Source organism: Arthrobacter sp. GAS37, assembly GCF_044908325.1.
GTDB classification, from domain to species: domain Bacteria; phylum Actinomycetota; class Actinomycetes; order Actinomycetales; family Micrococcaceae; genus Arthrobacter; species Arthrobacter ramosus.
In genome coordinates, this window is sequence record NZ_JBIYDB010000025.1 from 27,983 (window position 1) to 41,933 (window position 13,951).

General features: G+C 63.1%; 12 protein-coding genes and 1 pseudogene. 6 read left to right on the forward strand and 7 right to left on the reverse strand.

All coding sequences use genetic code 11. The features are described from left to right. The first annotated feature begins 192 nt into the window (after positions 1 to 192). Positions 193 to 810 carry a hypothetical protein gene (locus ABH924_RS17570; RefSeq protein WP_404500842.1) on the forward strand — a complete coding sequence of 206 codons (618 nt, stop codon included), beginning with the start codon at positions 193 to 195 and terminating at the stop codon, positions 808 to 810. A 197-nt stretch (positions 811 to 1,007) separates the two neighbouring features. Here the strand turns inward: ABH924_RS17570 and ABH924_RS17575 are convergent, their stop codons facing one another. Then, positions 1,008 to 3,131, reverse strand: a complete 2,124-nt coding sequence (locus tag ABH924_RS17575; RefSeq protein ID WP_404500844.1) for a phosphocholine-specific phospholipase C — start codon at positions 3,129 to 3,131, stop codon at positions 1,008 to 1,010. 336 nt (positions 3,132 to 3,467) lie between these two features. Here ABH924_RS17575 and ABH924_RS17580 point away from each other — a divergent pair, with 336 nt between their 5' ends. Beyond that, entirely contained in the window at positions 3,468 to 4,487 is a 1,020-nt protein-coding gene (locus tag ABH924_RS17580) for a glycosyltransferase family 4 protein (protein WP_404500846.1), read from the forward strand. A gap of 8 nt (positions 4,488 to 4,495) precedes the next feature. Here the strand turns inward: ABH924_RS17580 and ABH924_RS17585 are convergent, their stop codons facing one another. The 3 genes from ABH924_RS17585 to ABH924_RS17595 all read right to left on the reverse strand — a co-directional run bounded on the left by ABH924_RS17585 (position 4,496) and on the right by ABH924_RS17595 (position 6,738). Continuing rightward, complete coding sequence (locus tag ABH924_RS17585) at positions 4,496 to 5,113, reverse strand: uracil-DNA glycosylase (RefSeq protein WP_059388685.1); 618 nt, start codon at positions 5,111 to 5,113, stop codon at positions 4,496 to 4,498. 140 nt (positions 5,114 to 5,253) lie between these two features. Continuing rightward, positions 5,254 to 5,649, reverse strand: coding sequence for an RNA-binding S4 domain-containing protein (locus ABH924_RS17590; RefSeq protein ID WP_234754473.1), 396 nt, complete (start codon positions 5,647 to 5,649; stop codon positions 5,254 to 5,256). Between the two features lie 54 nt (positions 5,650 to 5,703). Next, a complete protein-coding gene (locus tag ABH924_RS17595; RefSeq protein WP_404500849.1) occupies positions 5,704 to 6,738 on the reverse strand; it encodes an aldo/keto reductase in 1,035 nt (344 codons plus the stop codon). A 245-nt stretch (positions 6,739 to 6,983) separates the two neighbouring features. On the opposite strand from ABH924_RS17595, the gene ABH924_RS17600 reads away from it, so the two are divergent. Further along, a complete protein-coding gene (locus ABH924_RS17600; RefSeq protein ID WP_234754477.1) occupies positions 6,984 to 7,475 on the forward strand; it encodes a flavin reductase family protein in 492 nt (163 codons plus the stop codon). A 9-nt stretch (positions 7,476 to 7,484) separates the two neighbouring features. On the opposite strand, the gene ABH924_RS17605 is transcribed toward ABH924_RS17600, so the two are convergent. After that, the gene (locus ABH924_RS17605) at positions 7,485 to 8,249 is read right to left on the reverse strand and encodes a hypothetical protein (RefSeq protein WP_404500851.1); all 765 of its coding nucleotides are present in this window, start codon (positions 8,247 to 8,249) and stop codon (positions 7,485 to 7,487) included. A 192-nt stretch (positions 8,250 to 8,441) separates the two neighbouring features. On the opposite strand from ABH924_RS17605, the gene ABH924_RS17610 reads away from it, so the two are divergent. Continuing rightward, positions 8,442 to 8,846 carry a YchJ family protein gene (locus ABH924_RS17610; RefSeq protein ID WP_404500853.1) on the forward strand — a complete coding sequence of 135 codons (405 nt, stop codon included), beginning with the start codon at positions 8,442 to 8,444 and terminating at the stop codon, positions 8,844 to 8,846. 33 nt (positions 8,847 to 8,879) lie between these two features. On the opposite strand, the gene ABH924_RS17615 is transcribed toward ABH924_RS17610, so the two are convergent. Both ABH924_RS17615 and ABH924_RS17620 read right to left on the reverse strand, forming a co-directional pair. Then, positions 8,880 to 10,832, reverse strand: a complete 1,953-nt coding sequence (locus tag ABH924_RS17615) for an acyl-CoA dehydrogenase family protein (RefSeq protein WP_404500855.1) — start codon at positions 10,830 to 10,832, stop codon at positions 8,880 to 8,882. A gap of 64 nt (positions 10,833 to 10,896) precedes the next feature. Beyond that, positions 10,897 to 11,199: a hypothetical protein gene (locus tag ABH924_RS17620; RefSeq protein ID WP_234754482.1), complete on the reverse strand. Its 303-nt coding sequence runs from the start codon at positions 11,197 to 11,199 to the stop codon at positions 10,897 to 10,899. A 245-nt stretch (positions 11,200 to 11,444) separates the two neighbouring features. On the opposite strand from ABH924_RS17620, the gene ABH924_RS17625 reads away from it, so the two are divergent. Both ABH924_RS17625 and ABH924_RS17630 read left to right on the forward strand, forming a co-directional pair. Continuing rightward, on the forward strand, positions 11,445 to 12,902 hold the full coding sequence (locus tag ABH924_RS17625; RefSeq protein ID WP_404500857.1) for a DUF3375 family protein: 1,458 nt from the start codon (positions 11,445 to 11,447) through the stop codon (positions 12,900 to 12,902). 46 nt (positions 12,903 to 12,948) lie between these two features. Continuing rightward, positions 12,949 to 13,794: pseudogene (locus ABH924_RS17630) on the forward strand (DUF4194 domain-containing protein); the annotation flags it as partial. Between the last annotated feature and the right edge of the window lie 157 nt (positions 13,795 to 13,951).

A 13,951-nucleotide genomic window follows, 5' to 3' on the forward strand; every position in this document is an offset into this window, starting at 1 on the left:
GCTGTCCAGTGGCGGCCTGTCCGGCTGTCCGGCTGTCTGACAGGTTCACGCTATGAATATGGCACGGGTCACAGGGTGGTGTCAAGATTCTCCGGCTTGCTGGGTGAGCCCTCGACTTAAATGCTGAATAGGCAGCCGGTCGAACCGGCATTTGTGAGGCCAACGAACTCCTGCCGGAGCATAATTGCATCCATGGCCAACCGTCCGCGCGGGGGATGGGATTCAACGACACAGACAGCACCGCCCATCACGGTCGAGGTGCCGGTCCTCGGCATCGGTGCAGGGCCGTCGGACTATGAGGAGTTGGCGCGCTACGCGGTGGCGCTGCGCAGGCCGCGGGGACTGCACATGACCCTGTTGCACCTAGGCGTCCTGGATGACTTTTGCCGGGACGTGGCCGATTGGACCAAAGGCAATACCAGCGCCGAGTCGGCCCTGCTCAGGATCGTCGCGTGGCTCGAGGCTCTGCCCGTGCTGGAGGCTTTCTCCGGCAGCGCCGAACGGCTGATCGTCCTAGGCAGCGGCGGAGTCTGCGGACTGGAAGTGGATGTACCCGCCTCGGTGCGTGACTATCAGGTCTTCCTCGTGCACGCCCTTCACGAACTACTGGATCAACTGCTTGTCGACAACATCGACGACTTCATCCTCAGCTCCCCTGCCCTTGGATTCCGCTCCCCTCGCTGGGTACCCCATGTGGCTGTGGGCAGGCCAAAGAACAGGGGTCGCGGACCGTGGGAGATTGGCCGGGTCGGAGTTGAGTTCGGCGAATCGCGGATCCGGAACCGCCAGCATTTCCCTCAATTGCCGTAGTGGTACCTGCAAGCGGCGATAAGCACCTCGATGCCATCGTCAGTTTCGACGAACTTGCACACCAGGCGATGTTCGTCCGTGATGCGCCGTGGTGGGCTTTAAATGGGTACGGCACGGTCGGTGGACGTCCTGGACTACCAGGACGTCCACCGGCTCGCTTACATCCGCGGACCCGAAGGGCTGATGCCAACGGGTCTTTACTGGTGGTTGAGTGCGCCGGCTGCGGCGGGGTCGCTGTAGCTGGGTTTCCCGTTTTCATGGTGGCCCGCGAACCGTCGCAGGTACTGCGGGGCGTCTTCATCGGCAACGCTTACGTCGTACCAGCCGTGGCTGGACTCCAGTTCGATGTCCCTGGTAACGGTCTTCCTGGGCGGGACCGTCACTTTGAGCGCTTTGCCTTGGTCGTAGGCATTGGAAATGCGGATTTTCCGGGGACGCGTTCCGGAATTGCTGAGCACGAGCTGCACCGGGGTGCCAGCGACGTCCTCTTGCACCTTGACTTGGAGCTCGTCCGGGTCCGTGAGAGTGCCCTTGAATTCGGCAAGGTACCCGTTAGCGCCCCACACCCCCAGGTCGTAGGCAGAGTCGCCGGACCATGAATCGCGGACAGTGTCTTTCGCAGCAATCTGGTAACGGCGCGGCGCATCCTGCGGAGTGCGTCCGTTCCGGACCAAGAAGTGGGCGCCGGCTTCTCCCTGATTTGCGAATTCCAGGCTGAGTTCCGAGCTACCGGAGCGTACGAACTCGACGCCGAACAGATACGGAAGCGGGCGCGCCGGCCGGACTCCAGGTGCTTGCTGCGGCATTGACTGCGGATTCTGGACCGAGAATGGCAGGCCCTGCCCTTGGATGGGAGCAGGCGGATTCATTGCCGTGAAGTCGGCCTGCGCCCTGGAGAAGTCAAACGCCGATGTGAGGTCTCCGCAGACGGAACGGCGCCAGTCGCTGATGTTCGGCTCTGGCACGCGGAATCGCTTTTCCAGGAATCGGATGACTGAGGTGTGGTCGAATACTTCCGAGCACACCCATCCGCCCTTGCTCCAAGGTGAGATGACCACAAGTGGAACCCTGGGCCCGAGGCCAATGGGTTGTTTTCCGTGGGGGTCGGCGCCGGGCACCAAGGGGTGGGCTTCGCCCGGGTGCAGGTCCAGATCGAGGAATTCATCGGCCAAGCTAGCCGACAGCGACGCCGATACGAGGCCGTCGGTGCCCGGGCGGTTCTTCAATGGTGGCATGGGAGGCACTACGTGGTCGAAGAAGCCATCGTTCTCGTCATAATTCAGGATCAGCGCCGTCTTTGCCCAGACTTTAGGGTCGGCGGTAAGCGCGTCCAGGACCGTGTCGATGTAGTACGCGCCGTCCGTGGGCGAAGCCGAGGGATGCTCGCTGTACTTATAGGGCGAAACTATCCACGATACGGAGGGCAGTGTGCCGTTGAGCACGTGTTGTTTCAGTTCGGCAAGGGTGTGTGTCGATGCGCCGTTGTCTACGAGCGGCCCGCTGGCCCCCTGGGCTTTCTGGAAGTTGGCGAAGAATTCAAGGGAATTGTCGGTGTAGTTGTCCGTTGGTTGTCCCGGTACACCCGTTCCGCCCTGGTAGACGCGCCAGCTGATGCCCTTCTGCTGAAGCCGCTCCGCGTACGTGGTCCAGGTATAGCCGTTGGTGACGTTGCGTTCCTCGATGCCGGGCCCGTTCTTGGCCGAGCCGAGCCGGTTTTGCGGGTCGATTGTGCCCGTCCACAGTACGATGCGGTTCGGCGCGGTATCGGCGTGGACGGAAGCAAAATACGCATCGCAAACGGTGAATGAATCCGCGAGGGCGCGATGGAAGCTGTTTTCTTTCTCGGACAGATAGCCCATCGTCAGTACGTCTTGTTTTTGGTTTACCCACTGGTCCCAGCGGCCCTCGTTCCAAGCCAAGTGGCCGCTGCTCCAGCCATGGTCGGTGCCGGCAATGTTTTCGGACGTCCTGGCTGAGTCGATGTAGAACGGCAGGACGTATTTTGCGTCCGCAGGTAACCCGCGTGCGTGGTAGCGAGCGGTTTGAACGGTTGCAGGGGGTTGATGCCAAACGTCGTTGCCGTTGGGAAGGCGCCACGGGCGTGGATCGCCGAAACCACGCACCCCCCTCATGGTGCCAAAGTAGTGATCGAAGGACCGGTTCTCCTGCATGAGGATGACCACATGTTCGACGTCGTCGATCGTGCCGCTTCGTACTGCCGGTTCAGCCGCCAGGGCTCTTCCGATCGATGCTGGCAGCGCCATTGATGCGGCGGCAGCCGCAACGCCCCCGAGCAATTGCCTCCGGTTCACCGTAACCATGTTCGTACCTTCCCTAGCTGTGGATGTTTGCCCCCTGAATCTTGTCAGCGCCCATCTGGCAGCCAATGAACCAGCACTTGACACACAATGAACAAAAATCAAAGATATGTGGCGCAAAGCGAACGCGCGGACAAGCTTTTAAGGGGTCTCCGGAGGTCAGGGCAACCGCGCTGGCTGTGAGCCTGGGGACGTGGATCCTGTACCACCGCTTCAACAGGGGCTTGCGGTGCGCCTCGTCGAGCGGCTGCCTTCCACGCCAGCTGGACGGGTTATATGGTCAACACCATGGTCTGAGTACCGTGAGGCCAAACGACCGGCGTGATGGAGGAGTAGCACTTGGTCGAGATCCGCATGATTTTGCCCGCAAATGTGCGCCATCGTTCCGGGGGAAATATCTACAACGCGAGGCTGGCGGAAGCCCTCCGCGCGCAGGGCGCAGAGGTCTCGATCTGTAAGCTCGACGGCGACTGGCCTTCCGGAACTGCCGGAGACCGGAGTCGCTTTGCCGATGCACTTGCCGGAGGCGACCCGCCCATCTATATTGTCGACGGCCTGATTGCCTCGGGCGCGCCCACGGAAATCGAGACAGCAACCGGTGCCGGGCACCGCGTCTGGGTGCTGCTCCACGTGCCCCCTTCCGGTGAGGATCCAGTGGAAACGAGCGCGCTCCGCGCAGCAACAGGTCTTCTCTGCACTGGTTCCCGTACTGCTGAAGCGGCCAGAAGATTGGGCCTGAGCAACGTGCATCTGGGGACCCCCGGTGTAGATCTCCCGTCGAGAGCCCGCCCAAGTCCACGAGGGGCTGCGGCGGCACCGCATTTCATTATGGTGGGCGCCCTACTCCCCAATAAGGACCAGATCTTCTTTGTCGACGCGCTGGCCAGGATCAAGGACTTGGCGTGGACCGCGGCGCTTGTGGGCTCCACAAAAGCAAACCCCTCCTACGCCGCCGCCGTGCGGGAGCGCATCCTCCGGAATGGACTTGAAAAGCGGGCGGAAACAACAGCTGAGCTTTCCGGCCCGGCCTTGGAGGAGCAGTGGCTCCGTGCTGATCTCAGTCTGTTGATCTCACACTCGGAGTCCTTCGGCATGGTGGTCCAGGAGTCCCTGGCTCACGGCATACCGGTAGTCGTCCGCAAGGGAACCGGCGCCGTCGAAGCGCTCGGCGCCCACGGTGCCGGTGAAGCGATCGATCTCACCGCAGGAATCGGATCGCTGGAGAATCTCCTGCGGAGATGGCTTGGCGACCCTGCCCTGCGGGAGGGATGGCGGGCAGCAGCCGAGGCAGCCAGCAGGGTGTTGCCGCGATGGGAAGACACCGCACGGGCGGTCCTTCGCGCCGTCACGGCGGCGTAAGAGCTTAGTTATAGGTGCTGGATGCCTGCCCGCTGCATCGCGTCCCGGTAGGTTTCGATGTTTTTGGCCAGGAGTTCCTGTTGCTTCGCCTCGGACAGGGCAAATGCCCGTCCACCGAGCGCGCTGGCCTTGTAGACCTTGATCCCGTGCTGCCGGAGCGGCGAGTGGTAGGTCTTCTCAAAGAGTGCCAGGAAAGCTGCGGCCTCCGCGCCGTGAGCAACGACGGCGGAAACCCGCTTGTTGATCTTGAGGAACTGGCGGAACGGGCGGAGACCGTCGGTCTTCTCCTGTGCACTCAGTGCCGGCGGCAGTTCCGGGTCGCGGACCCACGGGTAGCAGTTCCACGGCATCACGTAGCGGACGTCCAAGTCGGCTGAGTCATAGATCAGCTGCGCACGTCGGGCGGCGTCGTCGTCGTTGAGGTGCGATACGAAACCCGAGGTGGGAGCCCGCCCCGGGCTGGTCTGGAGGGTGACGATCCGGCACTCATCTTCGTCATGCACCGGATCGATGTAAGGCACGGTAGAACCGGGCCTTTTGGCCATCAGTTCGTCGCACAGCTGCGTCACCGCAGCAATGTTGGGCTCCTGTAGCAAAGCCCTTTTTTCGTCCCAGTCAATGGTCACGTTCTCTCCTTCGGCAGCGCGGCGTCCAGAATCGGCGTCTCTTGTCACTTTACGCGTCGCTCACGCTCCTGCAGAGCCGAGAGGCAAAACTGCCCGACGCCGGGCCTTGCGGCGGGCTTCCCGACCCGACTGTCCGTGGGCTACTGTCCCTTCAGCTTCTGCATATCGCGCCGGTCCTTTTTGGTAGGCCGTCCTGCACCGCGATCGCGCTGCGGCAGCCCGAGGGCGGGCGCGGCGGGGCGCTCCGGAGTATGGTCGGTAAAGCAGTGGGATGCTGCTTCAGCCCCTACCCTTTTTGCAATGAGCCTCCGGACCTCAAGGATGCGCTCGAAGCCGGGCTGCCGTACACGGATGGTGTCGCCGATAATCACGGACTGCGAGGCCTTGACCGGGTTCCCGTTGATTCGCACATGTCCCGCCCTGCAAGCGGTTGTGGCTGCGGAACGGGTCTTGTAAGCACGGATGGCCCAGAGCCAGGCGTCAATGCGCACATTGCCGCTTTTCGATGTTTGGGCGGAAGTCGGAAGGCTAGTCATGATTGCGAACGAGTATAGTCGGCGCGCGGCCTGGGCCGTTCCCCGCAAAGCCGATTACCGGCGTCGAAGTTCCGCGTATTCAAGGTGCGGGACGACGGTCCCTGCGTCCCGCTCCAGGAAGTTGGTGCCGGGCGCCACGATGTCGTCAATGGCATTCAGGACGGCTTCGTTGAGGACAACATCCGCGGCCTTGAGGTAATCGACCAGATGGTCCTCCGTGCGTGGACCGATAACCACACTGCTGACGGCCGGATGATTCAGGGCGAAACCGACAGCAAGCTGGATGAGGGCGAGCCCGTGCCGTTCGGCGACGCGGGCCAAGGCATCGGCTGCCAGGAGTTTGTTCCTGTTGAAAGGTGCCGAGACGTCGAAGCGCCCGGGAACGGCCGACGCGCGGGAGCTTGCCGGCTGAGGAACTCCTAAGCGGTAGCTCCCGGAGAGCCAGCCGCCGTCGAGCGGTCCATAACTGAGCACGCCAAGGTTGTACTGCTGCGTGATCGCGAAGACGTCGCGCTCATTCGCGCGGACCAGCAAGGAATAGGGCACCTGATCCACCACTGGCGGTATGAGGTGGTTCGTGGTGGCGATCCACTGTGCCTCCACAAGCTGGGACGGCGTGAACACCGACGTTCCGTAGTAGAGGATCTTGCCCTGCCGGATGAGGTCGTTGAGGGCCGTGATGGTTTCCAGGACGTCCGTGTTGTAGTCCGGACGGTGCGCTTGGTAAAGGTCGATCCTGTCCGTCTGCAAGCGGTGCAGGCTCCCTTCCACGGCTTTCATGATCCAGCGCCGCGAATTCCCCGCATGCGCGGGATTCGGCCCCATTTGTCCGTGGAACTTGGTGGAAAGGAAAACGTCATCCCGCCTGCCATGGAGGGCCCGGCCCACAATAGCCTCTGCCTCGCCCTGCGAATAGATGTCTGCGGTATCGACGCTCGTGATGCCGGCGTCGAGGGCCGCATGGACAATGCGGATGCTTTCTTCGGCGCCGGTGGGCGCCGAGCCCGTCCCCAGGTTAAGGGTTCCCAGGGTAAGGGGGCTGATCAGGGCGCCTGTGCGTCCCAGGGTTCGAAGCTCGCTGAGGCTCATCTCCGGCTTCCTCCGTGAAGAATCAAGGCTGTGCAATGGATTGACACGACGCTACACATGTCGTGGCCGAGGTACTCGAAAAGCGTACAAATTCTTCGCTTTTCGTATTGCGGGGTAATGAAAACAGCGCATGACGAATTAAGAATTGACTTGAATCGACACGCGAATACACAAATATTGCCGTTATCGGCGTCCAGTGAATTAGTAGAAAGGCAGGCACGAAACTACAGAGAAAGGAACCGGCCATGACCCAGGTAACGGTGGATGGAGCCGCGTCGGTCAAGCAGGCGTTCGCGCAATTTCCCTCAGGCGTGGCGGCCTTCAGTGCCATGGTCGGCTTCGCGCCGGAGGCCTTGGTGGCATCGAGCTTCACGGTGGGAGTCTCGCTCGAACCCCCGCTGGTCATGTTTGCGGTGCAGAATTCGTCCACGACGTGGCCCAAGCTCCGGCGCGCCCCTCGTCTGGGTGTTTCCATCTTGGCCCAAGGCCAGGAAGCCGTGTGCCTGCAGCTCTCCTCGCGGACGCAGGACCGATTCGCCGGCCTTGCGACCTCAACGAGCGACGCAGGTGCGGTGTCGATCGACGGCGCGGCGCTCGTGCTTGAATGCGAAGTGGTGTCCGAAACGCCCGCAGGCGACCACGCGATCGTCGTCCTCGAAGTGAAGTCCGTGGAGATCAACCACGACGCCGAGCCCCTCATCTACCACGGTGCCGGGTTCAGGCAACTGGTTGCCTGAACTTGGACCCTATGCCCGGGGGCGGGCCCCGACAGAGGCCGTCACACGGCCGGACGATACAGGCTTGCCGCCATGGGGGTCTCCCCGGTGTTCGCGGACCGGCGCGGCAGTCCCGGGCGACTCCGCGGCGTTCCCTTCGGTGGTTTCCTTGTCAGAAGCAGGCGCTTCTTCATCGCCTGACGCTTTCTGCGCCCGTTCAGCCTCGCGCGCTGCGGCCCGGGCGTCAGCCTCGGCGACGGCGGCAGCCCACTGGCTGTTCAGGACCGGAGGATCCTGCTTTACCGCAACCACAAAGGGATGTTCCTTGGCCTGGGTTGTGGCTACGGCGGTGGCCGTGGCTGCGATTCCGGCCTTGACCTCGGCGGGTTTAGGCCAGGCCCGAGGATTCACGAGCGACCTCCACGGGAAGTTCCGGACGGCAGACCACGACGCCGACCACAGCAACCTTGTGGTCCCAACGGTTCCAGGACGCTGGTTCCCGGGCACGAATGGCCCCGTGCCCAGCAAGCCGTCTTCCGCCGTCGTCGATTCCTTGGAATCCGACGGCGGGGCGGGAGCACGTCGAGGCCTCGGGGGCAAGTGCACAACCGGTACAGCATCGCGCTTCGGGAAGATCCCCACCATCGCGAGCAGGATGATCCAAACCAGCTTCGCGACCCCGGCCAGCACCAAGGTGACAACCATCAGGAAGGCCAAACCAAGGAACATCAGCAAAGCCAGCCCGAGCGTTCCAAAAAAGGTCAGATTGAGGCCGAGTGTTGTTGGATCCTCCACGTAGCCTCCCCGAGCCAGAGTTGTGAGGTGGGCGCCGCAACCGAAGGTCTGCGGGCATGTCATCTAGCCTAAGGGCGAAATGTGAATGAATCATCCGCCAAACTCCGGCTCGCCGAGGTTGTTTCGAAGCTGTTATCTGCTGTGACAGAATTTGTTGCCTAGCTCTCACCTTCTCTTCCAGATAGGGCTTCAATGCCACTCGATCCGGCCCGCCTCAGCATAGGCGCTTGCCCTTGTTTGTCCGGAGAGCAGTACACCGAGTGCTGTGGGCGCTTCCACCGCGGAGACGCCGACGCGCCCACGGCGGAACAGCTCATGCGTTCGCGCTACTCGGCCTTTGTGGTCCTTGACGGCGATTATCTTCTGCGCACGTGGCACCCTGACACCAGGCCTGCCGCGCTGGACCTGGACCCGGACATTGAATGGCGCCGGCTGGACATCCTGGCGACGCACCGAGGCGGCCCCTTGGACGCCGAAGGGACGGTCGAGTTCGCGGCACACTACCGTTCCGAGGGCGAACGCGGAGTCCAGCGCGAAAACAGCCGCTTCCTGCGAGTCGACCGGCGCTGGTACTACCTCGACGGTGACGTCGGCTAGCCCTGTCCTCGCTGTTTCGATCTGCAGTGGGCCTCAGCGGTACTTCCGGTGCAGGTTCTCCTTTGACGACGCGCCCGGGGTGGCGTCGGCGATCCACGGACCCGTTCCTTCGGATTGGTCAAGGATTCCGGCCTCAAGCCAGGCGTAGTCCCCCGCGAGGACGTTCGATGACAACTCATGATCGACGTCGTCGGTGTTCCGCCACAACTGATCGAAGTATCCGTCCACGCGAATCCTGGCCTGCTCGCAGTAGGCCTCGGCGAGTTCGTACGCCGCACCGCCTTGCTCCGGTGCGGTCTGAAGCAGCATCTCGGCCCGCGAGCAGCACGCTGCCATGGCAAACAACTCGGCCCCGATATCCACGATCCTGCCGAGGAACGCTTGTTTGTATTCAAGCCTTGCCTGCCAGCGGCCCATCCCGTAGAACGTCTGCCGGGCGAGCCGGCGTGAAGCCCGCTCCACATACCTCAGTTGCTTCGCGAGGCGCCCGAACTCACCGTAGGACCGGGGGTCCATGCCGGCGCCGGCCACAAGCTTAGGGAGCCATTTGGCGTAGAAACCTGAGGCGCCGACGGCGGCACGCGCCTTCTGCTGCAGGGTTGCGTCCGCGGAGGCGAGCTCGCCCGCGGCAGAAAGGTGGGCATCGACGGCTTCCCGGGCGATGAGCAGGCGCATGATCTCGGACGAGCCTTCGAAGATCCGGTTGATGCGCATGTCCCTCAGCAACTGCTCGGCGGCCACTGCGCGCTCCCCGCGGGCCTCCAAGGAATCCGCCGTCTCAAAGCCACGGCCACCTCGGATCTGCACCAACTCATCAGCCACCGTGTAGCTGAGTTCAGTGGACCAAAGCTTGGCCAGCGCAGCCTCGATCCGCACATCTTTCTGGCCGGCATCGGCCATCTCGGCAGACAGTTCAAAAACAGCTTCAAGGGCAAAAGTGGTGGCGGCGATGAAGGCGATCTTCTTGCCGACAGCCTCATGTTTTCCGACCGGCCGGCCCCATTGGGTGCGGGCGTTGGACCATTCGCGGGCGATCTTCAATGACCACTTGCCCGCCGCCACGCACAGCCCGGGGATGGAAAGCCGGCCCGTGTTGAGCGTGGTGAGCGCGATCTTGAGTCCCTGGCCTTCGCGGCCCAGCCGGTTGGCTGCCGGTACGCGGACTTGGTGGAACCGCGTCACGCCGTTCTCGATGCCGCGCAGACCCATGAAGGCGTTGCGGTTCTCCACGGTGATGCCGGGGGAGTCCATTTCCACGACGAACGCCGTGATTCCGCCCTTGAGTGCCCTGCCGTCGGGGGCGGTGCGGGCAGGAACAACCGCCATGACCACTACCAGTTCGGCGATCACGCCGTTGGTGGTCCAAAGTTTGACGCCGTCCAAAAGGTAAGACTCGCCGTCGTCGCTTGGCACTGCGGTGCAGCCCATCCGGGCGGGGTCGCTGCCGACGTCGGGCTCTGTCAGCAGGAAGGCCGTGATGGCGCCGGCCGCGCAACGCGGCAAGTACTCCTGCTTTTGTTCGGGGGTGCCGAAGACTTTGACCGGCTCGGGGACGCCGATGGACTGGTGGGCCGAAAGCAGCGCGCCAAGGCTCGGGTGGACTGACCCCAATAGTGCCAACGCCCTGCCGTAATAGACCAGCGACAGGCCCAAACCGCCGTACTCGCGCGGAATCTTCATACCGAAAACGCCTAATTCGGTGAGGCCTGCGAGGTATTCGTCCGGGATCTTGGCATTGCGTTCGATGGCTCGGCCGGACATGGTGCCGCAGAACTCCGTCAGCTTCGCCATGAACTCTTCGCCGCGCTCGACGTCTTCGGCTTTCGCCTGGGGCCAGGGATGGATCAGCCCCAGATCGAAGTCTCCCAAATACAGTCCCTTGGCGAAACTCGGACGGTTCCATTCGGTGTCGCGGGCGGCCTCGGCGACGGCGCGGGCTTCTGCGGCCGTGACGCCGCTGCTCTTGTTATCAGTGGCGGAGGTCATGGGAGGACTCCTCTTGCCGGTTGTGCCGGTTCGAGCCCAGGATCCGCCTCGGGTGGGGGACCCTTCAGCTGTCCCTCAATGCTACCCGCGGGTAGGTACCTGTGCTAGGGGCGGTTTGCGATGGGAATTCCACCGGCAGCTCCACTTTTCCGGCCTGGTGGACCAGCTGGTCCCACGCAAAATTGATGCCGTGGACCAGCCCGCCCAGCACGTTCTTCACGGTGTACCAGGCAAGGCTCCCGGCTCCGAGCAACGCAAGGGCGGCCATGGCCGCCACCGCGATGAAGGCTGCCAGAACCAGGCCAAGGATTAGTGTTCCCGCGAAGACATAAGTGCTGCTGTCTAAGGTCGTCAAGTCGAACTGCATTGGGTCCCCTCCGCAACGCTGCCAAAGCCGACGTCGGTGTGTCGACGTCGTTGGTGTCGACACTAGGGGCGGCATCAATGGTTCAGCCAGCAACAACACCGGCGTCGCCCCTGTTGATACGCGATCGAAACCATACCGGCAGGTAGATCACGGAAGGGTTGCGGCGCACCCTGCGTTAACCTTGTACGGGGCAGTTTTCGGGATTTCCGCTGCCAGAACGTTCCGCGACAGCTGAAGGAGAGTAAGTGTCCCGCTCAGCAATGTCCTCAGCCGACGCCATTAGTGCACGGCTCAGAGACCTCGAACTCCTGACCAAAGGCCCCGCGTGGGCCCTCACGCGCTCGGCTCCCTGGGTTATCGCGGTGCTCCAGGCATCCTTCACCCGGACAAGGCCGCAGCTTCCGCTCGAAGAGTTCCATGCCGACGTCGACGCTTTCCTTGAGCAGCTCCGCAGGCAGGATCCCGGGCTGGGCGGCCAGGGGAGCGGCAAGGCATTTGCCGACGAATGGACCCGTAAGCAGTTCCTGACCCGACGCAGCCAGTCCGGCCAGATCGTCTACGAAATCACTGAGGCCGCCGCGCGCGTCCTGGCTTTCCTGGACAGCCTTTCCAGCGAACGCTCCACCCTCAACGGTTCCCGGCTCGGAACGTTGCTGGGCGATGTCGAAAAGCTCGCCAACGAGACGAACCCGGATCAAAGCGCCCGTTTGGAATCCCTTGAAGAGGAGATCCAGGAGCGCCAGCAGTTGATCGAGGACATCAGCTCGGGCGACTTCGACGGTCTCTTGGACGACGAGGAAGCCGTGGAAGCAGCCGGGAATATCCTGGACCTTGCGGCGAGCCTGCCTGCCGACTACAAGAAGATGCGCGACCGCATCGAAGAACTGGTAGGCGAGCTCCGCAACCAGATCATCGAGGAATCCCTCAGCAAGGGCGCCACCATGGCGCAGGTCCTGGAGGCGGACAAACGCCTGCGCCAGAGCCCAGAAGGCCGCACGTTCCGTTCCTTCACGGCGTTCCTTGAGGACCCGCAGCAACAGTTGCGTTTCCGTTCGGCGATCGGTGATGTGCTGAGCCGCCAATTCGCGGACGACCTCAGCCATGAGGACCGGGAAACCCTGAAGAACCTCGTGGCGGAATTGCGTACCCAGCACAGCCAGATCCAGCGCATCTACGGCCGGCTGTCCGAAAGTCTCAACAACTACATCCAGAGCGACGACATCCGCCAGTCCGTCCGGCTCCGGCAGGTCCTGCGCGAAGCCGAACAGGCTATCCGCTCCATGCCCTACGAACGCGACCGTCCCGGCCTGGTCCGCGGCCCGGTGTTGTTCAATGCGGGATTCGAATCACTCGCCATGGTCAAGCTCTTCGATCCGGATGAGTTCGCGGCTCCTCCAAAGCTCGCCGACCCTATCGCCTTCAGCGATTCGGACCGCGTGCGTTCGCTGCGCTCCGCGAAGGCAAGGCCCGACGTCGTCCGCTCGGCAATGGCGGGCGCCTCCACGCTGGCGGGGGCCTGGGCGAACCTCCCGGAGGAAGAACGGCACATCAACACTGTCCGGGCCTTCCTGTCCGAAGCGCTGCACGGTGGCGCGGCGTTCGACCGGGCCGCCTGGGAAAACATCGACTTCGAACAAATCGATGGCAGCACACGCACCGCGTACCTGCCGCTCGTGACGCTGACTAAGGATTCCGATGACTGACGCCCACCCCACCGAGCATGCCCCCTCTTCGGAGCAAGGAGTGGACATAACGCAGCATGTCCAGTCCGAGGCTTCGCAGGATGGGCGTGCGCATTCCTGGACGGCGGAATCGACGGCGGAATCGGCGGCGGAGGATGGACATGTCCATCAGGATCCGTTCCGAGTCACGCCCCGCGACACGTTCGTCGACGGCGCGGCGCTGTTCCCGGGCGACACCGGCGTCCTGCCCATGAAGGTCCGTCAGGCCCTCGTGCGGCTGCTCAAGGGCCCATATGTCGACGGCGGCCGCGACGAAAAGCTCTGGACCACCCTTCTGGACAACCAAGTGATTCTCCGCAGCCGGCTTTCGGAGCTTTTCCTGAACCTGCAACTGGACCACGAACGCAAGATCGCGGTGCTCCGACCCGTTGATCCAGAAGCCGTTGGAGGCAGCGCCCGCTCGAGCATCCTTCGCCAGCAACGTGCGTTGAGCCGGGTGGAAACCATCGTGCTTCTGCGCTTGAGGCTCCTCCTCGACCGCCACGTCACGGCCCAGACCGACCCGGTGATCACTCGCGAAGAAATCGCCGAACTCGTGGCGCACTACCAGCCATCCGGCCAACAAGACGCCCTCCGCGACACCGACGTCGTGAACCGCACAGTCACGAAGCTCCTTGCCCGCCAGCTCCTCCTGGCCACGGGCATCGAAGACACCTTCGCGATCTCCAGAGCGCTCCCCCTAGCCCTCCCCTTCGAAAACATCGGCGACATCCCAGCCCAAATCGAAGCACTGATCGCAGTAGCAGCCGACGAATCAGGCACGGAACCCCTCATCGAACTAACAGACACGGACGACGACCCCAACTCCAACGACGACGCTGACTCCGATGTGGACGACACAAATGGTGACGAACACGCCGCAGCGGTGGATGCCGGCCCGGGAGTGGCATCGGGCCTGTCGGAGCCGCGCGCTGAGCTGATCGAAGATCAGCCGCGCGGCGAAGGGGCGGGGCCGGCATCCACCGCGGAGGCAAAGGCAACCACAGCTGACTCAACCGAGAGCGAAACAA

Coding starts and splice junctions, on each gene's coding strand:
- ABH924_RS17575 (WP_404500844.1), bottom strand. CDS start 3,131: ATGGTTACGGTGAACCGGAGGCAATTGCTCGGGGGCGTTGCGGCTGCC.
- ABH924_RS17595 (WP_404500849.1), bottom strand. CDS start 6,738: ATGAGCCTCAGCGAGCTTCGAACCCTGGGACGCACAGGCGCCCTGATC.
- ABH924_RS17570 (WP_404500842.1), top strand. CDS start 193: ATGGCCAACCGTCCGCGCGGGGGATGGGATTCAACGACACAGACAGCA.
- ABH924_RS17615 (WP_404500855.1), bottom strand. CDS start 10,832: ATGACCTCCGCCACTGATAACAAGAGCAGCGGCGTCACGGCCGCAGAA.
- ABH924_RS17590 (WP_234754473.1), bottom strand. CDS start 5,649: ATGACTAGCCTTCCGACTTCCGCCCAAACATCGAAAAGCGGCAATGTG.
- ABH924_RS17620 (WP_234754482.1), bottom strand. CDS start 11,199: ATGCAGTTCGACTTGACGACCTTAGACAGCAGCACTTATGTCTTCGCG.
- ABH924_RS17610 (WP_404500853.1), top strand. CDS start 8,442: ATGCCACTCGATCCGGCCCGCCTCAGCATAGGCGCTTGCCCTTGTTTG.
- ABH924_RS17600 (WP_234754477.1), top strand. CDS start 6,984: ATGACCCAGGTAACGGTGGATGGAGCCGCGTCGGTCAAGCAGGCGTTC.